Raw genomic sequence first — 21,628 nt, forward strand, 5'->3', positions numbered from 1 at the left:
CCCGGCGTCCCATGGTCTCGCTCGACATCTCCCACACCCGCCACCGCGCTCCTCGGCAGGAAGCGCCAGCTCCCCAGCCCGGCGCCCGCCGGCCGATCCCCGCCCGCAAGGCGGCGGGCCGTCGTCCCAGCGGCCCCGTGGTCCCGCAATCGGTCAAGGGGCGGTTCCGGCGCATCAAGTGGACGACGCTGGCGCTATGCCTCGCCATCTACGGCCTGCTGCCCTTCCTGCGCTGGACACGGGGGCCCGGCGAGCCGGACCAGGCGGTGCTGTTCGATTTCGTGAAGGGCCGTCTCTACTTTTTCTTCGTCGAGATCTGGCCGCAGGAGCTCTACTACGTCACCGGGCTGCTGGTTCTGGCCTCGGTATTCCTGATCTTCCTGAACGCGGTCGCCGGGCGCGTGTGGTGCGGGTTCCTGTGCCCGCAAACCGTGTGGACGGACCTGTTCCTGGCCGTGGAGCGGCTGGTCGAGGGCGACCGCCGGGACCGGCTGCGGAAGCGCGAGGCGGGGCTGACGCCCCGGCGGGTCGCGGAGCTCGGCGTCAAGCACGCCATCTGGCTGGCCATCGCGATATGGACCGGGGCGGGGCTGGTGCTCTACTTCGGCGACGCGCCGCAGACCCTGCGCGAGTTCGCCACGGGCGAGGCCTCGCTGCTCGCCTATTCCTGGGTCGGCATCATCGCGGCGCTCACCTACACGCTGGCGGGCTTCGCCCGCGAGCAGGTGTGCACCTGGATGTGCCCCTGGCCGCGCCTGCAGGGCGCGATCTGGGATCCGGAGGCGCTGACCGTCAACTACCGCGACTACCGCGGCGAGCCGCGCGGCTCGGCCAAGAAGGCGGCGGAGCTGCGCGCCGCCGGCGAGCCTGCGGGCGACTGCGTCGACTGCCTCCAGTGCGTCAACGTCTGCCCCATCGGCATCGACATCCGCGAGGGGCCGAACTTCGCCTGCATCAACTGCGGCCTCTGCGTGGACGCCTGCGACAGCGTGATGACCAAGCTGGGGCGGCCCACGGGCCTCATCGCCTACGAGAGCTGGCGCAACATCGAGCGCGGGCGGAGCAGGGAGCCGCAGGCGCGCCGGGTGATCCGGCCGAAGACGGTCGGCCTCGCGGCGGCGCTCGTCGTGCTCTCGGGCGGCATGGGGGCCGTGCTGGCCTCGCGCACCATGGGCGGTCTCACGGTGCTGCACGACCGCAATCCCGTCGCAGTGCGGCTCTCGGGCGGCGCCGTGCGCAACGGCTACATGCTGCGCATCCTCAACAAGGAGGGGCGCCTGCGCTCCTTCGCCGTGCGCATCGCCGGCATCGCCGAGGCCAAGGCGGCCGTGGTGGGGCCGGAGCCCGTGGTGGTGGACGGCGACTCCACCGCCGAGGTGCGCGTCACCGTGACCGCGCCGGCCGGCTCGGAAGGCGCGCTGCGCTTCAGCGTGGTGGACCGGGAGACCGGCGCGGCCTACGCGGCTGACGACGTGTTCCTGCCTGCGCCCTAGACGGGAGCGCCCCCCAGCCGAACCTTCGCGGCGTCTCGCAAGTTCTCCTTCCCGGCAAGGAGAACCGCATGCAGGGCGCGCATCTCACCGGCGAGGTGGTGGAAACGGACATCCCGTCCCGGCTGGACCGGCTGCCGTGGGGCCGCTTCCACAAGCTCGTGATCGCGGCGCTCGGGGTGACGTGGATCCTGGATGGGCTCGAGGTGACGCTCGCGGGTTCGCTCGCCGGCGCGCTCAAGGAGAGCCCGGCGCTCCACCTCACCAACACCGACATCGGCCTCGCCAGCAGCGCCTACCTGGCCGGCGCGGTGATCGGCGCGCTGTTCTTCGGCTGGCTCACGGACCGGCTGGGGCGCAAGAAGCTCTTCTTCATCACGCTGTTCCTGTATCTCGCCGCCACCGCGATGAGCGCCTTCTCGTGGGACGTGTGGAGCTTCTGCTTCTTTAGATTCCTGACGGGCGCCGGCATCGGCGGCGAGTACACGGCCATCAACTCGACCATCCAGGAGCTGTTGCCGGCCCGCGTGCGGGGCTGGAGCGACCTCGTGATCAACGGGAGCTTCTGGATCGGCGCGGCGCTGGGCGCGGCGGGCTCCGTGGTGGTGCTCAACCCGGCGATCTTCGGCATCGACACCGGCTGGCGCGTGGCCTTCTTCATCGGCGCGGTGCTCGGCCTCGTGATCCTGTTCATGCGGCTGTGGATCCCCGAAAGTCCGCGATGGCTGATGACGCACGGGCGGGCGGCCGAGGCGGACGCCATCATCGCCGGCATCGAGGAGCGTTTTCGCGCGGAAGGTCACACGCTCACGCCGGGGCCCTTCCCCAAGGCGCGCCTGCACGCCCGCAGCCACACGCCGCTCAGCGAGGTCTTCACGGCCCTGTTCAAGACCCACCGCCTGCGGGCCGTCGTCGGCCTGACCCTGATGGCGGCCCAGGCCTTCTTCTACAACGCGATCTTCTTCACCTACGCGCTGGTGCTCACCGATTTCTACCACGTGCCGTCCGACCACATCGGGCTCTACATCCTGCCCTTCGCGCTGGGGAACTTCATGGGCCCGCTGCTGCTCGGCCGGCTGTTCGACACGGTTGGCCGGCGGCCGATGATCGCTTTCACCTATGTGGCGTCGGGCGTGCTGCTCGCGATCAGCGGCTACCTGTTCAAGCAGGACCTGCTGACGGCCAAGAGCCTGACCGTGTGCTGGGTCGTGGTGTTCTTCTTCGCCTCGGCGGCGGCGAGCTCGGCCTATCTGACCGTAAGCGAGACCTTTCCCCTGGAGATCCGCGCCCTGGCGATCGCGGCGTTTTATGCCGTGGGGACAGGCATCGGGGGCGTGGCTGGGCCGGCCGTGTTCGGCCACCTCGTGCAGAGCGGCTCGCGCGACACCGTCTTCGCCGGCTACGTCTTCGGCTCCGTGCTCATGATCGCGGCGGCCGTCGTGGTGTGGCGCTGGGGCGTCGCGGCGGAGCGCAAGCCGCTCGAGGCCGTGGCGCGGCCGCTCGCCTTCGCGGACTGAAACGGCTTCCGGCCCCGCCGCGTTGAGTCTCCAAGAAGCCTGCCAACAACGGAAAGGAGCTCGACATGGGCGTTGCGCTGGACAGGGACATGGAATGGGCGATCGCCGAGACCGACCGCACCTGGACCGAATACCGCGACCACCTGAAGACCCGCACCATCGCGAACTCGTTCGGCGGCCAGGACGTGGACACGCCTGACCGGGACCGGACGGAACGCCTGCGCGAAGCGCATCGCGCCGCCCGCGAGAGGCTGGAGAACCTGCTCAGCAGCCCCGTTCCCGCCTCGCGGTAGGCGTTGGGGCGCTGGCGCGCCTCGTCGCTTGTTTCTCGCCGTCATCCCCGGCCGGAGCGGCGAAGCCGCGGAGGGGAAGGGGACTCGGGGCCATGCGCCTTGGCCCTGGATCCTCTTCCCGGCCTGCTCCGCAAGCCCCGGGGATGACGGCGCATATTCCCGCTGATATCAGCCACTTTTCGCGCGGTGCAATCTCCGTCCGTCACTCCGCTTGGATCTCCCGGGTCGCGGGTTCGAGGGAGGCCTCTGCGGGAGGGCTCATGCCGGTGCTCAGACCCGCCGCCATGGCCTTCAGCGGCGTCAGGGACGAGTCCGGGCGCGACGTCCGCCCGGCGGCGCGGCGGATCATCATGTGAACCATGCTGAGCTTGTAGACGGCCGGCGGCGAGAGCTGGAATGGGTAGAGGTCGGGCATGCCCATGCTCCGGTTGAGCAGGTTCAGCCCGTAGGCCAACCGCATCCAGGCCTCCACCATGCGGTCGAAGCGCGGTTCGACATAGGCGTCGAAGTTGAGCGGCTCCTGGCCTTCCCCTGTGTCGGCCAAGATGCGGAGGCTGCCGGCCGTCTCCAGCGTATCCACCATATGGAAGTAGTGTGCCCAGGTCTCGGCGAAGTCCTCCCACGGATGGGCGCTGGCGTACGCGCTGATGAAGAAGTCCTGCCACCGGTCCGGCGGTCCATCGCGGTAATAGGATTGGAGCGACTCGCCGTAGTCGGGCCGCTCATCTCCGAAGGCTTCGCGAAACTGCTGCAGCGCCTGCGGGTCCCGCGTCATGACGCCCCAGAAGTAATGGGCGATCTCGTGCCGGAAGTGACCGAGCAGCGTGCGGTAGCTCTCGCCCAGCGCTTCCCGGCGCCTCTCGCGCTCCACGTCGTCGGCTTCCGCGACGTTGACCGTGATGAGGCCGTCGGCGTGGCCCGTCATCACGGGCCGCGTAGGGTCGGGCGGGTCGGCCAGGAAATCGAAAACGAGGCCGTCCGGCGCCTCCAGCCGCGTTTCGGGGCGCAGCCCGAGGCGGAATAGGGAATAGAACAGCCGCCGCTTGGCGACCTCGATCCGCCGCCACCGGACCTCGTTCGCGGCGATCGACAGGTCCGGAATCATTCGGTTGTAGCGGCAGGCGGGGCAGAAGGTCTCGCCAGGCTCCGTCAGCCAGTTGCAGCCCCCATTCCCGGCGTTGGCGCACAGGAATTCGCCGCGGCCGGGCACGCCCGCCGGCACGAGCTCCATGGCCTCGGAATCCAGCCCCTGCGGAGTCCCGCAGCTCTCGCATCGGGCGGTCTCGAAGTTAAGCGGGTGTCCGCAAACGGCGCAGGCGAACAGCTTCATGGCGGCGGCCCAGAAGGGAAGGAGGTGCGGGGCAACGAGCCCGCCCGCGCCGAGTTCCAGGCTACGGCTCCGCAAGTCGGATGGAATGGGGCCCAGTTCCCCTGGATCGCTTCGCCGCCGCGCGCCTCGCGATGACGGCCAAGGAGAGACGCGTTCGACTGTCAGCCGTCATTGCGAGCGAAGCGAAGCAATCCAGTGGGATGGCGTCACGGCGCATGAACCGCGTGGCTGCGTTCAAGACCGTCGTGGCCGGGATTGCCCCGGCCCTCCACGCGGTGGGGGAGGGCGTGGATCGCCGGGACAAGCCCGGGGAAGACGGCCAAGGCAACGAGCCACGAGTTCTGACGATCCTTTCAGAGAGAGGCTCGTGGCCGCCCCCTGGATCGCTTCGTCGCTGCGCTCCTCGCGATGACGGGTGGAAAACCTGGGCGTTTCCACTCTTGCGGAACGGAGTCGCGGTTCGCGCGCTTGAAGCGTCACAGGAGGCGCGTGATGGCGAGTGCAGCGGCGAGCACGGGCACGTCTGCGAAGCGGGGAGAGGCGAGGCCGCTCGCCGTTCCGCTGACGCTGGAACCCATGGAGGCCAAGTCGGAAGACGTTCTGCCGCATGGGCCGGGGTGGCGGTTCGAGCCCAAGTGGGACGGCTTCCGCTGCGTCGCCTTCCGCTGGGGCGATACCGTGGAGCTGAGGGCCAAGTCGGGCAAGCCGCTGACGCGCTATTTCCCGGAGGTGGTCGCCGGGCTGAAGGCTCTTCCGGTGGAGCGTTTCGTGGTGGATGGGGAACTCGCCATCGCGGAGGGCGAGAGCCTCTCGTTCGACGCGCTGCAGATGCGGCTTCACCCCGCCGAAAGCCGCATTCGCAAGCTGGCTGCGGAAACGCCGGCCTTCCTGATCCTTTTCGACTGCCTGGCCACGCCTGAGCACGAGGACCTCCGCGCGGAGCCGCTCACCCGGCGGCGCGACGCGCTGGAGGCCTTCTACGCCGCCTGCGATGGCGCATCCGTCCTGCGGCTGTCGCCTGCCACGGGCGATCGCGCGGAAGCGGAGCGGTGGCTCGACAAGGTCGGGGCGGCGCTCGACGGGGTGGTCGCGAAGAAGGCCGGCGGCCGCTACGAGGAAGGCGAGCGCGCCATGGTGAAGGTGAAGCGCCTGCGCACGGCCGACTGCGTGGTGGGCGGCTTCCGCTACGAGAGCAAATCCCGCTTCGTCGGTTCGCTCCTGCTGGGTCTCTACGACGATGCAGGCCGCCTCAACCACGTCGGGTTCACGTCCACCATCACCAATGCGGAGCGGCCCGAGCTTACGAAGCGCCTGGAGGCGCTCGTCGAGGCCCCCGGTTTCACGGGCGACGCGCCGGGAGGCCCGAGCCGCTGGAGCACGGAGCGCTCCACCGAGTGGAGCCCGCTGCGGCCGGAGCTGGTGGTGGAGGTGCGCTACGATCACGTGACAGGCGGCCGGTTCCGGCACGGGACGAAACTGATGCGATGGCGGCCGGACAAGGCGCCCCGACAGTGCACCACCGAGCAACTGCGCGCCGAAGCGCGCCCGGGGCGGCTGATCGGCCGCCTGCAGGAGGCCTGACATGGCGGACAAGGAGGCGATCGAGATCGCAGGGGTGCGGCTGACAAGCCCAGACAAGGTGCTGTTTCCCGAACAGGGGATCACCAAGCACGAACTGGCGGACTACTACATGGCGGTCGCCGAAGTCATGCTGCCGCACGTGCGCAACCGGCCCATCACGCTGGTGCGCTGCCCGGCGGGCCGCCAGAAGAAATGCTTCTACCAGCGCCACGCCGGCTCGGGCGTGCCGCCGGAGCTGGGCGAGGTGGAGGTCCCGGGCTTCGAGGAGCCGTACCTCTATCTCCGGGACCTTCCCGGCCTCATCGCGATCGTGCAGATGGGTGTTCTGGAACTCCATCCCTGGGGCGCCTGCAAGGACCGGCCGGATCGGCCGGACCGCATGATCTTCGACCTCGACCCGGGGGAGGGGCTCTCCTTCCCGGACGTGGTCCAGGCGGCGCTGGACATCCGCGGCCGCCTGGCCGCGCTGGGCCTTGAGACCTTCGCCAAGACCACAGGCGGAAAGGGCATCCACGTGGTCGCGCCGCTGGAGCGCAGGCACGCATGGCCGGAGGTGAAACAGTTCGCCAAGGCCTTCTCGGCGGAGCTCGCCAAGGCTCAGCCGGAACGCTTCCTGACGCGCAACTCGAAGGCCGAGCGCAAGGGCAAGATCTACATCGACTACCTGCGGAACGACCCGACCTCGACAGCGGTCGCGCCCTACTCCACTCGGGCGAGGGCCGGCGCCCCGGTCTCGACGCCGCTGGACTGGTCGGAAGTCCGGCCCCAGCTTGATCCTTCGGCCTTCACCATCCGCTCCGTCCCCGAGCGCATGCGCAAGCTGGGAAGAGACCCGTGGGCAGGAATTTTCCAGGTGAAACAAAGGCTTCCGAGCGGCTACGAAGCCCAGGCTGGATCTCCTCGCAGGTCCAGGCGGCCTTCAAGGGCGGCCCCAACGGCCACGCCATGAACAGAGGAGAAAGTTGAGAACTCTTGAGGTTCATGCCCGGAAGACGTAGTCCGGTCGGTCTAGCTTCTCATGCTGATGTCAGACGGCGAAAACACCGACTAAGCTGATTCTCGTCCTTGCCAGCCTCAAGGACAGTCCTCTCCCTGAGGACATGCGAAGCCCCAAGTTCCTTCGGCGAGCGCTTGCTTTACAGCAGGCCTCGCCTTTTCTTTTTGTCGCGAGCCGTCTTGATGTTGACATGGCTCAACGCATTTGGGGAGGGCCTCCCGCATCGTTATCCAACGTTTTCGGAGGACGACCATGCAGGGTGTGAATAGCCCCGAAAATCCCGGCTTCCTGGCCCGCGCGGCGGCGTGGTGGCGCGAGCACACGGGTTCCGACGAACTCTCGGAACTGCCGTCGGGCGAACTTCAGCGGATGGCTCATGACCTGTCGCTCAGCGAAGACGACCTGAAGACCCTGGCAGCCTCCAGCGCGGGGCAGGCGGAGCTCATGGCGCGGATGATGGCTGCTCGCGGGCTGGACATCGACAAGGTCCGTGCGCAGGACCCGGACCTCATCCGGGACATGGCCGTGCTTTGCGCGCGCTGCGACGAGAAGCGCCGCTGCGCCAGAGACCTGCGCGACGGCGTCGCCGCCAGCGCGGGCGAGGAGTACTGCCTCAACGTCGGCGCATTCAAGCTGCTGGAGAGCTGAGTTTCCGTTCTGGCCTGTACGGGCGGCTTTGCGCGAAAGCGTTCAGCCTCGCCCCTGGCCGAACCAATGTCGCCGGCGGGACGTTTGCCCGGCGCTCGTTCCCCCTCCCGAGCGTGCGACCACCTCAGCCCCTGGCCAATGGCCGGGGGCTTTTTTCATCGGCGGCCGTCGGGGTTCAGGCGGCCTTGGGGCGAGCGCGGGACTTCACCGCCACGGCGCTGGCGATGGTGGCGAGCAGCCCGAACGCAATGAAGCCGAAGGCCTCGTGGGGCCGCCCGTGGTCGATGAAGGCGCCCAGCGCAAGAGGGGCGATCGTCGCTCCGATGTCGAGACCCGAATACACGAACCCGAACACCTTGCCCGTCGCGCCCGGAGGGGTGGCGCTGCGCACCAGCATGTCGCGGGAGGGCAGGGTGGCCCCGGTGAGGAACCCGGCCACCCCGAGCAGGACGAGCAGGACCGCGAGAGGGAGCGGCTGGAAGCCGAACACCAGCGTCAGCGCGCCTGCGGCCAGGAGGCCGACGCCGACGATCCGCTCATGGTTGGGCGTCCAGTCGGCCAGGTAGCCTCCCGCGAGCGCGCCGATGGCGCTGCACACGAGGTAAAGCGTGGTCGCCCGGGCGGCGGCGGCGAGGCTCACGTCCTGGACCAGCGGCAGCAGCGAGGGCAGGAAGTTCTGGGAGCCGATCTGGGCGATAGACAGCAGCACGAAATAAACGAGGCACGCGATGATCGGCGCAGTCAGCAGCATGCGCCAATCGCTCTTGCCGCTTCCGGACGGGGCGACCCGCTCCACCTTGAGGGTGCGCTGCTGGAGGGCCACATAAGCTGCGAGCACGAGGCCGCCGAGGCCCACCTGCACCAGCGCCATGCGCCAGCCGAAGCGCTCGGCGAGAGTGAGCATGGTGACGGGCGCGCTGGCCCAGCCGAGCGTGCCCAGCACCGTGTGGACGCTGTAGGCCCGGCCGATGCGGCTGCGGGTGATCCGGCCCGTGAGGATGGCGTAGTCGGCCGGGTGAAAGACGCTGTTTCCCATGCCGGCGAGCGCGGCGGCAGGAAGGAGGCCCCAGTAGCCGGGCGCCACGCCGGCCAGCGCCATGGCCCCGCCGCAAAAGGCGATGCCGAGCGGCAGCACGACCTGAGGGCCGATCCGGTCCACCACGAACCCGGCGAGCACCTGGCACACGCCGGACACGGCGAAGAACACCGCCATCACGGCGCCGAGCTCGGTGAAGCTGACGTTCAGGTCGCTGCGCATGAGGGGGAACAGCGGCGGCAGCACGAGCTGGAAGAAGTGGCTCGAGAAGTGGGCGGCGCCGACCAGGGACATCACGCGGATGTCACGGCCGAGGGGGGCGACGGCGTCGGTCATCGAAGCTCGGGGTCTCGGAGGAATTCGAGCCTTCCCGTACAGGCAATCGCCCGGCGGCGCCATACCGCCCTCCGCACGGCTGGCCTGCTGAAATATCAGGCTTTCTCGCCTGATCCGGCGCCCGGGCGCCGCTGGCTGCGCTGCTGCAGACGCAAGGCGCTCACATTGCGATCACAGTCCCGCGACTTACGGGAATTTAAGTTGAAGAGTGAAACTCGGGAGTTCATATCAGCCACGCTATGAAACCCGCCGGTTCAATTCCCGCAACCATGCTCCGCCGCGCCCGCATCGTGGACGCGGCGCTGCGGCTGTTTTCGGAGAGCGCCTACGACACCGTGCAGATGCACGACGTCGCGAAGGCGGCCGGCGTGGCGAAGCCGACCCTCTACCGTTACTTCCACACCAAGGAAGACCTGTTTCTGGAGAGCCTCGAGAAGGCGCTCGGCGACCTGGAGACCGAGGCGGAGCAGGCCGTTTCGCGGGCCGCAACCGCGCGGGACGGGCTCACGCTCGTGATCCGCTGCGTCATCCAGTCGCTGGGTCGCTGCACGGCAGCCATCCGCGCGTTTGACGGCGCGGACACCCGTCTCGGCGAACGGGGCAGGGCGGTGATCCGCCGCCGGGTCAGGCAGATCCAGAAGACCATCGCGGCCCTGATCCGGCGCGGGGTCGAAGCCGGCGAATTCCGGCCGCTCGACCCGGACCTCGTCGCGCTCGCGCTGCTGGGGGCCATGCGCATGACGGCGGCGCAAACGTCCGAGCGCCAGCAACCCGCCGCGGCGCGTCTGCTCGCAGATTTGATCGAGAACGGTCTTTCGCCCCTGACCCAGGCGGACGAGCCCGCGTTCTCAACCAACAACCACGCCCTGCTGGACGAAACGGTGAACCATTCATGAGCCGAGCAAGCTTCCTGATCACGACCGTGGCGATCGCCGCCGCCGGCTACGGCGCGTGGCGCTACTACGGCCAGCCGGACCTGCTCGCCATGGCGCGCGGGGAGAGGCCACAGCAGACGCAGGCGGCTCAGGGCGGCGCCAAGCCCGCAGCGCCCCAGGGCGGCCCGGGCGTCGCCGTGGTGACGGCCGCAGCCGAGCAGCTCGACTTCCCGATCCGACGCCGCTCCATCGGCAACATCGAGCCGAACGCGACCGTGGTGGTGAAGTCGCGCGTGGACAGCCAACTCGTGCAGCAGCACGTCAAGGACGGCCAGTTCGTGAAGGCGGGCGACCCGCTGTTCTCGCTGGATGACAAGGAGCTGCGCGCCGCCGTCGCCCGGGACGAGGCCAACATCGCCAAGGACCAGGCCAACCTGAACCGCGCCCAGGCCGACCTGCAGCGCAAGCAGGAGCTGATGGCCGCGCGGTCGGGCGCCCAGCAGCAGGTGGACCAGGCCGTCGCCGACGCCAAGGCAGCGGAAGCGCAGCTCGCGGCCGACCAGGCCGCGCTGCAGACGGACAAGCTGCGGCTGTCCTACACGCAGATCACCGCGCCCATCGATGGCCGCCTCGGGGCCATCCAGGTCACGCCCGGCAACCTCGTGCGCGCCTCCGACAACAGCAACAGCAGCAACGCCGGCCTGGTGACGATCACGCAGGTGAAGCCGGTCAAGGTCACGTTCGCGCTGCCCGAGCGGGAGCTCAGCGCGGTGCGCGACGCCATCGCCAAGGGCGCTCCGCCCACGGTCAGCGTGTTCCCGAGCGGCGGCAAGGATGCGTTGGCGAGCGGGCCGGTCACCTTCGTCGACAGCGGCGTGGACGTGGCCTCCGGCACCTTCACGGTGAAGGCGACCTTCCCGAACGAGGACCTCAAGCTGTGGCCGGGCCAGTACGTGGACGTCCAGGTCGAGCTGGGCAAGCGCCCGGGCTCCGTGGTCGTGCCCACGGTCGCGCTCCAGGCCGGCCAGAACGACCCCTACCTGTTCGTGGTGAGGCCGGACAACACGGTCGAGCTGCGCACGGTCAAGGTCGCGATGACCGATGGCGAGCGCACCGCCATCGCGAGCGGGCTGAAGGCCGGCGAGCGGGTCGTCGTGGACGGCCAGCTCCGGCTGGCGAACGGCGCCAAGGTCCGGGACACGTCCGCCGCCCAGGCCCGAAGCGTCCCTAAGGAGCCGGCCGAGGCGCGCGAGGAAGCGCCCGAGGCCGGCGGATCCAAGCGTTCCTGACCCAAGCCGCCCCCGACAGCCCCCATCGAGGGAAACAGGCCGTGAATATTTCGGAATTCTGCATCAAGCATCCGGTCGCCACGACCCTCATGTCGGTCGCCATGGTGGCCGGCGGCTTGTTCGCCTACACGTTCCTGCCCGTGGCCGCGCTGCCGCGCACCGAATTCCCGGTGATCAACGTGTCGGCCTCGCTGCCGGGCGCCTCGCCCGACACGATGGCGACCTCCGTCGCGACCCCCCTGATCAAGCAGTTCACCACCATCGCGGGCATCGACACGATCACGTCGTCGAGCGCCCAGAGCCAGACCCAGATCGCCATCCAGTTCAACCTGGACCGCAACATCGACGCGGCCGCCGCCGACGTGCAGGCCGCCATCGCGCGCACCCAGCGGCAGTTGCCGGCCGAGATGACGGACCCGCCGAGCTACCGCAAGGTGAACCCGGCGGACGCGCCCATCCTGCTCATGTCCATCCGCTCGGATACGACGCCGCTCTCCAAGCTCGACGCCTTCGCCCAGCAGGTGATCTCGCCGGCGCTCTCGACGATCGAGGGCGTCGCGCAGGTCATGATCTACGGTAGCCAGAAATACGCCGTCCGGGTCCAGCTGGACCCGAACGCGCTGGCGTCGCGCGGCATCGGCGTGAACGAGGTCCAGCAGGCGATCACGGCGGCGAACGCCAACACTCCCGTGGGCGCGCTGCAGAACCCGGACCAGCGGCTCACCATCCAGGCCGAGACGCAGCTCGCCAACGCAGCCCAGTTCAGCAACATCATCATCGCGGTGCGCAACGGCAGGCCCGTGCGCCTGGGCGACGTCGCCAAGGTCATCGACTCGGTCGAGAACTACCAGCAGGCGAGCTGGTACGATGGGACGCGCTCCATCGTGCTCGCGGTGCAGCGCCAGCCGGACGCCAACACGGTCGAGGTAGTGGATCGGGTGAAGGCGCTGATGCCGACGTTCGAGGCGCAGCTGCCGCCCAACACCACGATCCACACGCTGAACGACCGCTCGATCTCGATCCGCCACGCTGTTGAAGACGTGAAGTTCACCCTGGGGCTCACGATCGCCCTGGTGATTATGGTGATCTTCGTCTTCCTCCGCAGGGTCTCGGCGACGATCATCCCGAGCCTGGCGGTGCCGATCTCGATCGTGGCGACGCTCGGCGCCATGTATCTGTTCGGCTTCTCCATCGACAACATTTCCCTTCTCGGCCTGACGCTGTCGGTGGGCCTCGTCGTCGACGACGCCATCGTGATGCTGGAGAACATCTTCCGGCACATGGAGGAGGAGGGGAAAGGCCCTATGGAAGCCTCCCTCGACGGCAGCCGCGAGATCGGCCTCACCATCATCTCCATCACGCTCTCGCTGGTCGCCGTGTTCCTGCCCGTGCTGCTGATGGGCGGCGTAATCGGCCGCATCTTCAACGAGTTCGCGGTCGTGGTGACCGCCTCCATCGCCGCCTCGGCCTTCGTTTCGCTGACGCTGACGCCCATGCTGTGCTCGCGCATCCTGAGCCAGCCGGACCATGGGCACGACAACCGCAAGGGCATCGGCGGCTGGCTGGAGAAGGGCTTCGACAAGTTCCTGGCCGGCTACGACTGGGGCCTTCGCTTCAGCCTGCGCCACCAGTTCTTCATGCTGCTCGTCTTCTTCGGCACCTTGGGCGGCACCGTGTGGCTGTTCATGTCCATTCCCAAGGGCTTCTTCCCGCAGGAGGACATCGGCCAGCTGATGGTGACCACCGAGGCCCGGCAGGACATCTCCTTCGACTCGATGGTGACCCTGCAGAAGGAGGTGATGAAGGTCTTCCAGAAGTCGCCCTATGTGGCGCATGTGGCCTCGACCGCGGGCGTGGCGACCTCCGGCGGCGGGCCGAACAGCGGCATGAATTCCGGCCGGCTGTTCGTGGAGCTGAAGCCCCAGGAGTATCGACCGCCCTTGTCCGTGGTGCTGCCGGCGCTGCGCAAGCAGCTCGCCCAGGTCGCGGGCATCAACACCTACATGGTGCCGGTGCAGAACCTGAATATCGGCGGGCGCATCTCGAAGAGCCAGTACCAGTACGTGATGCAGGCCATCGACCAGAACGAACTCTATTCCTGGTCGCAGAAGATGGCCGACGCCATGCAGAAGGATCCGGCCTTCGCGGACGTCTCCACGGACCTGCAGAACAACGCCCTGCAGGCCACCCTCAAGGTGGACCGTGACAAGGCCAACTCCCTGGGCATCTCGGCCGACCAGCTGCGCTCGACCCTGTATTCGGGCTTCGGCGCCCGGCAGGTCTCGACGATCTACACCGCGGGCGACAGTTACAGCGTCCTCATCGAGTTCGACCCGTCCATCGCCTGGACGTCGGACCGGCTGGACGTGATCCGCATCCGCGCGGCCAACGGCACGCTGGTGCCGCTGAGCTCCTTCGCCCGCGTCGAGCGCACGGCGGGGCCGCTGACGGTGAACCAGCTCGGCCAGCTCACGGCCGTGACCCTGTCCTTCAACCTCCCGAACGGAGTGTCGCTCGGCGACGCCATCAACCGCATCGACCAGCTGAAGGCGCAGATGCAGATGCCGGTCACGATCGCGACGAGCTTCGCCGGCACGGCCAAGACGTTCCAGCAGTCGCTCGCCAACCAGGGCATCCTGCTCACGGCCGCGATCGTGACGATCTACATCGTGCTGGGCATCCTCTACGAAAGCTTCGTCCACCCGCTGACCATCTTGACGGGCCTGCCCTCGGCGGCGCTCGGCGCGCTGGCCACGCTGAAGCTCTTCGGAATGGACCTCAGCGTCATCGCGATGATCGGCCTGCTGATGCTGATCGGCATCGTGAAGAAGAACGCCATCATGATGATCGACGTCGCGCTGGTGATGCAGCGCGATGGCAAGGCGCCAAAAGAGGCAATTTACGAGGCCTGCCTTGTCCGTTTCAGGCCCATCATGATGACAACATTCGCCGCCATCATGGGCACGCTGCCGATCGCGCTGGGCGCGGGCGCCGGCGCGGAGCTGCGCCAGCCCCTCGGCGTGGCGGTGGTCGGCGGCCTGGTGGTCTCGCAGGCGCTGACGCTGTTCATCACGCCGGTCCTGTACCTCTACATGGACCGGCTCTCGAACGCCCTGCTCGGCCTGGGCGCGTGGTTCCGGAAGCCTCGGCAGGCCCGGGAGCATCGCCCAGAGGCGCAGGGCTCGGAAAGGCCGATGCCGGCGGAGTAAGCCCCCCCTCGACGGTCGGCCTTGAGCCCCCTCCCGCATGCGGGAGGGGGTTTTCTTTGCCCGTCAGAAGGGCAGGCCGACGTAGTTCTCGGCCAGCGCCGTCCGGGCGGCGCGGGAATCCTCCAGGTAGATGAACTCCGCCTCCTGCATCCGGCGGTCGAAGGTGTTCTGGTCGGAGAAGCGGTGGAGGAGCGAGGTCATCCACCAGGAGAACCGTTCGGCCTTCCAGATGCGGGCCAGGGCCCGGGCGGAATAGGCGTCGAGCGCGTCGCCGGAGCCCGCGCCGTAATGCTCCCGGAACGCCTCGGCGAGGTAATGGACGTCGCTCGCCGCGAGGTTCAGGCCCTTGGCCCCCGTGGGGGGGACGATGTGCGCGGCGTCGCCGGCCAGGAACAGGCGCCCGAAGCGCAGCGGCTCCGCCACGAAGCTGCGCAGCGGGGCGATGGATTTCTCGATGGAGGGGCCTGTCACCACGTGGGACGCCGCCTCAGGGTCGAGTCGGGCGCGCAACTCCTCCCAGAAGCGCCCGTCAGGCCAGGCGGCCACGTCCTCCTCCGCGCCGCACTGGATGTAGTAGCGGCTGCGCGTCTTTGATCGCATGGAGCACAGGGCGAAGCCGCGGTCGTGCCCGGCGTAGATGAGCTCGTGGGAGCAGGGCGGCACGTCCGCCAAAATGCCGAGCCAGCCGAACGGGTACACGCGCTCGAAGGTGCGCAGCTTGCCGACGGGCACGCTGGCGCGGCTGACGCCGTGGAAGCCGTCGCAGCCGGCGATGAAGTCGCAGGCGAGTTCGTGCGTGCGGCCGTCTTTCGTCCATGTCACGCGCGGTGAGGCGCCGTCGAATCCATGGAGGGCGACGTGGTCCGCCTCATAGACGGTGGTCAGCCCGGCGGCTTCGCGGGCGGCCATGAGGTCGCGGGTGACCTCCGTCTGCCCATAGACCGTGACCGCCTTGCCGGTGAGGTCCTTCAGGTCGATCCGCAGCCGGCGGTTGGCGAATCCGACGGCGAAGCCCTCGTGCACCAAGCCTTCTGCGTGCAGCCGCGCGTCCACGCCGACCTCGGCGAGCATGTCGACCGTGCCCTGCTCGAGCACGCCGGCGCGGATGCGGGACAGGACGTAGTCCTTGGATTTCCGCTCCAGGATGACGGTGTCGATCCCGGCCTTGCCGAGCAAGGCGCCGAGCAGCAACCCGGCCGGGCCGGAGCCGACGATGGCGACCTGTGTGCGCATGGACCTATCCCCCGAATGGCCGCGCCAGCGGCGCAGGGGCGCTCGGGCGCCCTTCTTCTGGCATGGTGGGACAGGGGACCCGGGCCTCGCAACGGGAAACGACAGGCTCGGGAGCCCGCGCTTTTCGCCTCCCTGCGCCCGGCGGGCCCCAGCCCTCCATCGGCGGATCTGACGATGGCGCGCCTTGCGACTATGATGCCCCCGAATCGAAGCCCCGAGGAGGCCCGCGTGCCGCGTTACATCATCCTGGACAACGTCACCGGATCCATCGTGGCGGACACGCTCGACCTCGATGGGCCGCCGCGGGAGGAGGGTCCGCTTGAGGCCGTGGAGCGCTTCGACGCCCTGACGCTCGAGGACAAGCGCAGCTATGCGCTGGAGCACCCCAGCGCGGCGCTCAACGAGTCGGTCGGCTACATCGTCTACCTGGCCCCGGACGACTATCCCAAGATCAAGGACGGCCGGGACCAGGACGTGATCGACGCCATGATCGCCGACTGCGAGCCCGTGGCCTTCGTGGAAGTGCGCGAACTCTGACCCCGACGCCTGCGACGGAGGTTTGATCGCCCGCAATGCGTGGGCGCGCGCGATCCTTCACCATGGCGCCACGATGACGCCTGGAGAGGGACCACGATCATGCTCAAGGACATTCTCGTCGAATTGACGAGCGGCCGCGCGGGGGACGCCACGCAGGCCTTCGCGCTCGCCTTCGGCTCGGCCATGCAGGCCCATGTGACAGGCGTGGCCACCATCGGCGAACTCGACAGCGGCTACCTGCTGGCTGAGGCCGGGGCCGTCATGCTGCAGCGGTCCCTGGCCGAGGCCACGGCCCGCGCCAACGCGGCCCGGTCGCGCTTCGAGGGGGCGGCGAACACCCGCGGCGTGCGCGCCGAAACGCTCAACATGCGCATCTCCACCCAGAACGGCGACCGCATGCTGGCCGAGCTGTCCCGGCACTTCGACCTGACGGTCGCGTGCCAGCCTGACACGGAGCGCTCGGCGGACGAGCCGTCGATCCTGGAGGCGGCGCTGTTCGGCTCGGGCCGTCCGGTTCTCGTAGTTCCCTATATCCAGCGCTCCGCGCCGACGCTCGACCATGCCCTCGTGGCCTGGGACGGTAGCCGCGAGGCCACCATGGCCATGGCGGGCGCCATGCCCCTGCTGCGCCGCGCGGCGCGCGTCGAGGTCGTTTCCGTGAACCGGGAGAAGGAAGTCGACTTCCCCGGCTTCAACGTCACGCGGCACCTGGCGCGCCACGGCGTGAACGCCGAGCTGCGCCGGATCACCACGGACCTCGACCTGGGCAACACGCTGCTGTCCCACGCCGACGACGTCCGGGCGGACCTGCTCGTCATGGGCGGCTACGCCCATTCGCGCTTCCGCGAAATGGTGTTCGGCGGCACCACGAGGACGGTGCTGGAAAGCATGACGCTCCCGGTCCTCATGGCGCACTGAACGTCAAGCTCCAGCGCCGCGCCGGGCATGGTAATCAGCCCGGCGCAGCCAGGCCGGCGCACACGAGCCGGACGAGCCCCTCGACCTGACTATCCAGGGCGTCGCGGGGCACGGCGACCAGCTTGTCGTCGAGCCCGATGACGTAGACGCCGTGCACCGCGGAGAAGAGCGTGCGGCTCATCATCTCGAGCTCCGCCTGGGAAGCGTTCGGAGCGACGCCGGCGAGCGGACCGAGCACGTGCCGGAACAGGCGCAGCTGCTCCTGCGCTGACCACTCCGGCACCTCCGCGTCGGGCGCCAGCCGGTATTCGAACAGCGTGCGCCAGAGGTTCAGGTTGTCGCGGGCGAAAGCTCCGTAGGCGAGGGCGATCGCGGCCAACCGTTTGGTCGCCTCCTGCGGAGAACCGGCCGGCGTTTCGCCGCCCGCCGCGGAAAGGTGCGCGTCCAGCCGGGCCAGGGTGCGCGAGCCCACACGGAGCACCAGTTCGTCCATGTCGCGGACCAGCGAATAGAGCGCTCCCAGGGCGCAACCGAGGTCGCGCGCGAGGTCGCGGGCCCTGAGGCCCGACAGCCCCACCTCGGCGATGCGCCGCTCGGCGGCGTCCACCAGGGCTTCGCGCCGGGCGGCGCGGGGATCCTGCTCCATATTTCCGACCTGCTATGAACACTGTTCATTCCGCTTGAACATAGTTCAGATATAACCTATTGTCACGAGCGTGAACAGTGTTCATGCACTCGCGAAATGGTCGCGCCGTAAGACTGCCGCAACTGCCGTGGCTTAGAATGCGCCTCGGCCGGGCCGCGTCGGCCGCCACGCAGAAGGGAAGGGGACCCATGGCGACTGGAAGCTTGATGGCCACGCGGCGGTTCGCGCCGCTGTTCTGGGCCCAGTTCTTCTCCGCCTTCAACGACAACTTCCTGAAGAACGCGCTGGTGTTCATCATCCTCTACAGGCTCTCGGGGCCGGACGCGGAGGCGCTGGTGACCCTGGCGGGCGGGGTGTTCATCCTCCCGTTCTTCCTGCTCTCAGGCCTCGGCGGCCAGATGGCGGACCGCTTCGACAAGGCGGTCGTGGCGCAGCGGCTGAAGCTCGCGGAGATCGGCGCGGCCGGTCTTGCGGTGCTCGGCTTCACGCTGCATTCGGTGCCCGTCCTGTTCGGGGCGCTGTTCCTGTTCGGCGTCATCGCGGCTCTGTTCGGGCCGATCAAGTACGGCATCCTGCCCGACCACCTCTCGCGGGAGGAGATCCCCGCGGGCAACGCGCTGATCGAGGGCGCGACCTTCATCGCCATCCTGCTCGGCACGGTCGCGGGCGGCGTCAGCGCGCGGGACGGCGGCGACCCCGCATGGCTCGCCGGGCTGATCATGGCCTTCGCGGGGCTGTGCTGGGCCTCCACGCTGATGATCCCGCTGACCGGGCCTGCCGCGCCGACACTGCGCGTGGACCCCAACATCTTCCGCTCGACAGGGGCGCTGCTGAAGGACCTCTGGTCCGATGCCCGCCTGTGGCGCACGGGCGTGATGGTCAGCATCTTCTGGCTCATCGGCGCGGTCGTGATGTCCCTGCTGCCCACCTTGGTGAAGAACGGGCTCGGCGGCGAGGAACTCGTGGTCAGCATCTATCTCGGCCTGTTCGCCATCGGCATCGCGGTCGGGTCCGGCATCGGCTCCTTCCTGTCGAGCGGGCGCATCGTGCTGCTGCCGGTGCCGGTCGCCTCGATCCTCATGGGGCTGTTCGCGCTGGACCTCGGCTGGGCCATCGGCGGCCAGGCGCCGCTGGGGCAGGGGCTCGGCGTGACGGCCTTCTTCGGCCACGCGCTGGCCTGGCGCGTGGGCCTCGACATGGCCGGCCTGGCGATCGCCGGCGGCGTCTTCATCGTGCCGTCCTTCGCGGCGACCCAGACCTGGGCGCCCGCCGAGAAGCGCGCCCGCATCGTGGCGGCCGTGAACGTGCTGAACGCCGCCTTCATGGTGGTCGGCGCTGTCGCCTTCGGCTTCCTGCAAAAGCTCGGGCTGAACCTGTCCCAGCTCTTCGTGGTCGTGGGCGTCATCGCGCTCGTCTCGGCCGCCTGGATCCTGAAGGTCCTGCCGACCAATCCGCTGCGCGACTTCATCTCCATCGTGCTGCGGGCCTTCTACCGGCTCGAGGTGAAGGGGATCGAGAACGTCGCCAAGGCTGGCCCGAACGCCATCATCGCGCTCAACCACGTCAGTTTCCTGGACGCGGCGCTGGCGCTCTCGATGCTGGACGACGACCCGGTCTTCGCGATCGACCACGGCATCGCCCAGCGCTGGTGGGTCAAGCCGTTCCTGAAGCTCACGCGCGCCATGCCGCTCGACCCCACGCGGCCGCTCGCGACGCGGTCGCTGATCAACGCCGTGAAGGGCGGCGAGACGCTGATCATTTTCCCCGAAGGCCGGCTGACGGTTACGGGCAGCCTTATGAAGGTCTATGACGGGGCCGGCCTGATCGCCGACAAGTCGGGCGCCATGGTCGTGCCGGTGAAGATCGACGGGCTGGAGTCGACCATGTTTTCGCGGCTCACCCGCGATCAGGTTCGGCGGCGCTGGTTCCCGAAGGTCCGCGCCACCATCCTGGAGCCCGTGGCCCTGACCGTGCCCGACGACCTGAAGGGCAAGGCGCGCCGGCAGGCCGCGGGCGCCGCGCTCTATCAGATCATGTCGGACCTCGTGTTCCGCACCACCGACATCGACCGCACGGTCTTCGACGCCGTGGCGGACGCCGCCCGCAAGCACGGGAAGGGCAGGGTGGCCGTGGAGGATCCAGTCTCCGGCGCGCTCTCCTACAAGCGCCTGCTCGTGGGCGCGGCCGTGATCGGGCGAAAGCTCGCGCCTCTGGCCGAACCGGGCGAGGCCATCGGCGTGATGTTGCCGAGCGCCAACGGCGCGGCTGTGACGATCCTGGGCCTCATGTCGGCCAACCGTGTCCCGGCCATGATCAACTTCACGGCGGGCGCGGGGAACGTGCTGGCGGCGTGCCAGGCCGCCAAGGTGGGGACCATCGTGACTTCCCGAGCCTTCGTCGATAAGGCGCGGCTGGCGGGCCTGCTCGACGCGCTGCAGGATCGCGTGCGGGTCGTGTTCCTGGAGGACGTGCGGGAGACGGTGACGACGGGGGACAAGCTGCGGGCGCTGCTCGGCTACGCGAGGGCCATCGTCCCCGCACAGGCCTCGTCGCCGGCCGCCATCCTTTTCACCTCAGGCTCGGAGGGCGCTCCCAAAGGCGTGGTGCTCTCGCACACCAACATGCTGGCGAACGCCGCCCAGGCCGCCGCCCGCATCGACTTCGGCCGCCAGGACAAGGTCTTCAACGTCCTGCCGGTGTTCCACTCCTTTGGCCTGACGGTGGGCCTCGTGCTGCCGCTGGTCTCGGGCGTGCCGGTCTACCTGTACCCGTCGCCGCTGCATTACCGGCTCGTGCCGGAGCTGGTGTACGGCTCGAACGCGACGATCCTGTTCGGCACGGACACCTTCCTGTCGGGCTACGCCCGGGCGGCGCATCCCTATGACCTGCGCTCGGTCCGTTACGTGCTGGCCGGCGCGGAGCCGGTGAAGGACGCCACGCGCCGGACCTACATGGAGAAGTTCGGCCTGCGGATCCTGGAAGGCTACGGCGTCACCGAGACCGCGCCGGTGCTCGCCATCAACACGCCCATGTTCAACCGCTTCGGCACGGTCGGCCGGCTCATGCCGGGCATGGAGGCGCGGCTGGAGCCTGTTCCGGGGGTGGTCGAGGGCGGTCGCCTGTTCGTCCGGGGTCCCAACCTCATGCTGGGCTACCTCCGCGCCGAGAACCCCGGCGTGCTGGAGCCGCCTGCGAACGGCTGGCACGACACGGGCGACATCGTCGCCATCGACCGGGACGGGTTCATCGCCATCAAGGGCCGCGCCAAGCGCTTCGCCAAGATCGGCGGCGAGATGGTGTCCCTGGCGGCGATCGAGGCCATGCTGGCCGAGTTGTGGCCGCATGCGCTTTCGGCCGTGGCCAGCGTGCCGGACGCCCGCAAGGGCGAGAAGCTGGTCATCGTCACGCAGCAGCCGGACGCAACCCGCGCGGCGTTCCAGATCTTCGCGAAGGGGAAGGGGGCTTCCGAACTCATGATCCCCGGCGAGGTGATCGTGGTCCCGCACGTGCCGGTGCTGGGCTCCGGCAAGCTCGACTTCGCGGGCGTGAATCGCCTCGTTGCGGAGAAAATGGCCGCTTCCGCTGCGGCGTGATGCGCATCTGGCGAGCGCGCGATGCGCGCTTGCGCACGTTCCCCGCGGCGCCTGTCTTTATGGTATAGTTGCGCTTCCGGCGACTCAGGCCGCCGGGGCG

General features: G+C 68.9%; 16 protein-coding genes. 12 read left to right on the forward strand and 4 right to left on the reverse strand.

Going from position 1 to position 21,628, the window contains the following annotated elements; genetic code table 11:
• Positions 1-11 precede the first annotated feature (11 nt).
• From ccoG to SLNSH_RS16860, 3 genes are all read left to right on the forward strand, one after another.
• Positions 12-1,493 carry a cytochrome c oxidase accessory protein CcoG gene (ccoG, locus tag SLNSH_RS16850; protein ID WP_106338182.1) on the forward strand — a complete coding sequence of 494 codons (1,482 nt, stop codon included), beginning with the start codon at positions 12-14 and terminating at the stop codon, positions 1,491-1,493.
• Between the two features lie 68 nt (positions 1,494-1,561).
• The gene (locus tag SLNSH_RS16855) at positions 1,562-3,007 is read left to right on the forward strand and encodes an MFS transporter (RefSeq protein WP_106338183.1); all 1,446 of its coding nucleotides are present in this window, start codon (positions 1,562-1,564) and stop codon (positions 3,005-3,007) included.
• Between the two features lie 65 nt (positions 3,008-3,072).
• Positions 3,073-3,300: a hypothetical protein gene (locus SLNSH_RS16860; protein ID WP_106338184.1), complete on the forward strand. Its 228-nt coding sequence runs from the start codon at positions 3,073-3,075 to the stop codon at positions 3,298-3,300.
• Between the two features lie 202 nt (positions 3,301-3,502).
• On the opposite strand, the gene SLNSH_RS16865 is transcribed toward SLNSH_RS16860, so the two are convergent.
• Positions 3,503-4,630 carry a zinc-binding metallopeptidase family protein gene (locus tag SLNSH_RS16865; protein WP_106338253.1) on the reverse strand — a complete coding sequence of 376 codons (1,128 nt, stop codon included), beginning with the start codon at positions 4,628-4,630 and terminating at the stop codon, positions 3,503-3,505.
• Positions 4,631-5,122: 492 nt separating this feature from the next.
• Here SLNSH_RS16865 and SLNSH_RS16870 point away from each other — a divergent pair, with 492 nt between their 5' ends.
• The 3 genes from SLNSH_RS16870 to SLNSH_RS16880 all read left to right on the forward strand — a co-directional run bounded on the left by SLNSH_RS16870 (position 5,123) and on the right by SLNSH_RS16880 (position 7,856).
• Positions 5,123-6,211 carry an ATP-dependent DNA ligase gene (locus tag SLNSH_RS16870; RefSeq protein ID WP_106338185.1) on the forward strand — a complete coding sequence of 363 codons (1,089 nt, stop codon included), beginning with the start codon at positions 5,123-5,125 and terminating at the stop codon, positions 6,209-6,211.
• Position 6,212: 1 nt separating this feature from the next.
• Positions 6,213-7,160 (forward strand): non-homologous end-joining DNA ligase, encoded by a 948-nt coding sequence (ligD, locus tag SLNSH_RS16875; protein WP_106338186.1) that lies wholly within the window; start codon positions 6,213-6,215, stop codon positions 7,158-7,160.
• Positions 7,161-7,460: 300 nt separating this feature from the next.
• On the forward strand, positions 7,461-7,856 hold the full coding sequence (locus SLNSH_RS16880; RefSeq protein ID WP_106338187.1) for a DUF6455 family protein: 396 nt from the start codon (positions 7,461-7,463) through the stop codon (positions 7,854-7,856).
• 175 nt (positions 7,857-8,031) lie between these two features.
• On the opposite strand, the gene SLNSH_RS16885 is transcribed toward SLNSH_RS16880, so the two are convergent.
• Entirely contained in the window at positions 8,032-9,228 is a 1,197-nt protein-coding gene (locus SLNSH_RS16885; RefSeq protein WP_158266793.1) for an MFS transporter, read from the reverse strand.
• A gap of 269 nt (positions 9,229-9,497) precedes the next feature.
• Here SLNSH_RS16885 and SLNSH_RS16890 point away from each other — a divergent pair, with 269 nt between their 5' ends.
• From SLNSH_RS16890 to SLNSH_RS16900, 3 genes are all read left to right on the forward strand, one after another.
• Positions 9,498-10,124, forward strand: a complete 627-nt coding sequence (locus SLNSH_RS16890) for a TetR/AcrR family transcriptional regulator (protein WP_158266794.1) — start codon at positions 9,498-9,500, stop codon at positions 10,122-10,124.
• Positions 10,121-11,392: an efflux RND transporter periplasmic adaptor subunit gene (locus SLNSH_RS16895; protein WP_106338190.1), complete on the forward strand. Its 1,272-nt coding sequence runs from the start codon at positions 10,121-10,123 to the stop codon at positions 11,390-11,392. The genes SLNSH_RS16890 and SLNSH_RS16895 overlap by 4 nt, the downstream gene beginning before the upstream one ends.
• Before the next feature lie 89 nt (positions 11,393-11,481).
• Positions 11,482-14,601 (forward strand): efflux RND transporter permease subunit, encoded by a 3,120-nt coding sequence (locus tag SLNSH_RS16900; protein ID WP_106338254.1) that lies wholly within the window; start codon positions 11,482-11,484, stop codon positions 14,599-14,601.
• A gap of 63 nt (positions 14,602-14,664) precedes the next feature.
• On the opposite strand, the gene pobA is transcribed toward SLNSH_RS16900, so the two are convergent.
• Entirely contained in the window at positions 14,665-15,834 is a 1,170-nt protein-coding gene (gene pobA / locus SLNSH_RS16905) for a 4-hydroxybenzoate 3-monooxygenase (protein ID WP_106338191.1), read from the reverse strand.
• A gap of 228 nt (positions 15,835-16,062) precedes the next feature.
• Between pobA and SLNSH_RS16910 the strand changes: the two genes are divergently transcribed.
• Together SLNSH_RS16910 and SLNSH_RS16915 are read left to right on the forward strand one after the other, a co-directional pair.
• Positions 16,063-16,371 (forward strand): hypothetical protein, encoded by a 309-nt coding sequence (locus SLNSH_RS16910; RefSeq protein WP_106338192.1) that lies wholly within the window; start codon positions 16,063-16,065, stop codon positions 16,369-16,371.
• Between the two features lie 99 nt (positions 16,372-16,470).
• Positions 16,471-17,289 carry a universal stress protein gene (locus tag SLNSH_RS16915; protein WP_106338193.1) on the forward strand — a complete coding sequence of 273 codons (819 nt, stop codon included), beginning with the start codon at positions 16,471-16,473 and terminating at the stop codon, positions 17,287-17,289.
• Between the two features lie 34 nt (positions 17,290-17,323).
• Here SLNSH_RS16915 and SLNSH_RS16920 read toward each other — a convergent pair whose 3' ends face one another.
• A complete protein-coding gene (locus tag SLNSH_RS16920) occupies positions 17,324-17,935 on the reverse strand; it encodes a TetR/AcrR family transcriptional regulator (protein ID WP_106338194.1) in 612 nt (203 codons plus the stop codon).
• 188 nt (positions 17,936-18,123) lie between these two features.
• On the opposite strand from SLNSH_RS16920, the gene SLNSH_RS16925 reads away from it, so the two are divergent.
• Complete coding sequence (locus SLNSH_RS16925; RefSeq protein ID WP_245422392.1) at positions 18,124-21,528, forward strand: acyl-[ACP]--phospholipid O-acyltransferase; 3,405 nt, start codon at positions 18,124-18,126, stop codon at positions 21,526-21,528.
• Positions 21,529-21,628 lie beyond the last annotated feature (100 nt).

It is taken from the genome of Alsobacter soli (assembly GCF_003004785.1).
GTDB lineage: Bacteria > Pseudomonadota > Alphaproteobacteria > Rhizobiales > Beijerinckiaceae > Alsobacter > Alsobacter soli.

Coding starts and splice junctions, on each gene's coding strand:
- pobA (WP_106338191.1), bottom strand. CDS start 15,834: ATGCGCACACAGGTCGCCATCGTCGGCTCCGGCCCGGCCGGGTTGCTG.
- SLNSH_RS16880 (WP_106338187.1), top strand. CDS start 7,461: ATGCAGGGTGTGAATAGCCCCGAAAATCCCGGCTTCCTGGCCCGCGCG.
- SLNSH_RS16895 (WP_106338190.1), top strand. CDS start 10,121: ATGAGCCGAGCAAGCTTCCTGATCACGACCGTGGCGATCGCCGCCGCC.
- SLNSH_RS16855 (WP_106338183.1), top strand. CDS start 1,562: ATGCAGGGCGCGCATCTCACCGGCGAGGTGGTGGAAACGGACATCCCG.
- ligD (WP_106338186.1), top strand. CDS start 6,213: ATGGCGGACAAGGAGGCGATCGAGATCGCAGGGGTGCGGCTGACAAGC.
- SLNSH_RS16865 (WP_106338253.1), bottom strand. CDS start 4,630: ATGAAGCTGTTCGCCTGCGCCGTTTGCGGACACCCGCTTAACTTCGAG.
- SLNSH_RS16920 (WP_106338194.1), bottom strand. CDS start 17,935: ATGGAGCAGGATCCCCGCGCCGCCCGGCGCGAAGCCCTGGTGGACGCC.
- SLNSH_RS16925 (WP_245422392.1), top strand. CDS start 18,124: ATGGCGACTGGAAGCTTGATGGCCACGCGGCGGTTCGCGCCGCTGTTC.
- SLNSH_RS16890 (WP_158266794.1), top strand. CDS start 9,498: ATGCTCCGCCGCGCCCGCATCGTGGACGCGGCGCTGCGGCTGTTTTCG.
- SLNSH_RS16915 (WP_106338193.1), top strand. CDS start 16,471: ATGCTCAAGGACATTCTCGTCGAATTGACGAGCGGCCGCGCGGGGGAC.
- SLNSH_RS16870 (WP_106338185.1), top strand. CDS start 5,123: ATGGCGAGTGCAGCGGCGAGCACGGGCACGTCTGCGAAGCGGGGAGAG.
- SLNSH_RS16860 (WP_106338184.1), top strand. CDS start 3,073: ATGGGCGTTGCGCTGGACAGGGACATGGAATGGGCGATCGCCGAGACC.
- ccoG (WP_106338182.1), top strand. CDS start 12: ATGGTCTCGCTCGACATCTCCCACACCCGCCACCGCGCTCCTCGGCAG.
- SLNSH_RS16885 (WP_158266793.1), bottom strand. CDS start 9,228: ATGACCGACGCCGTCGCCCCCCTCGGCCGTGACATCCGCGTGATGTCC.
- SLNSH_RS16900 (WP_106338254.1), top strand. CDS start 11,482: ATGTCGGTCGCCATGGTGGCCGGCGGCTTGTTCGCCTACACGTTCCTG.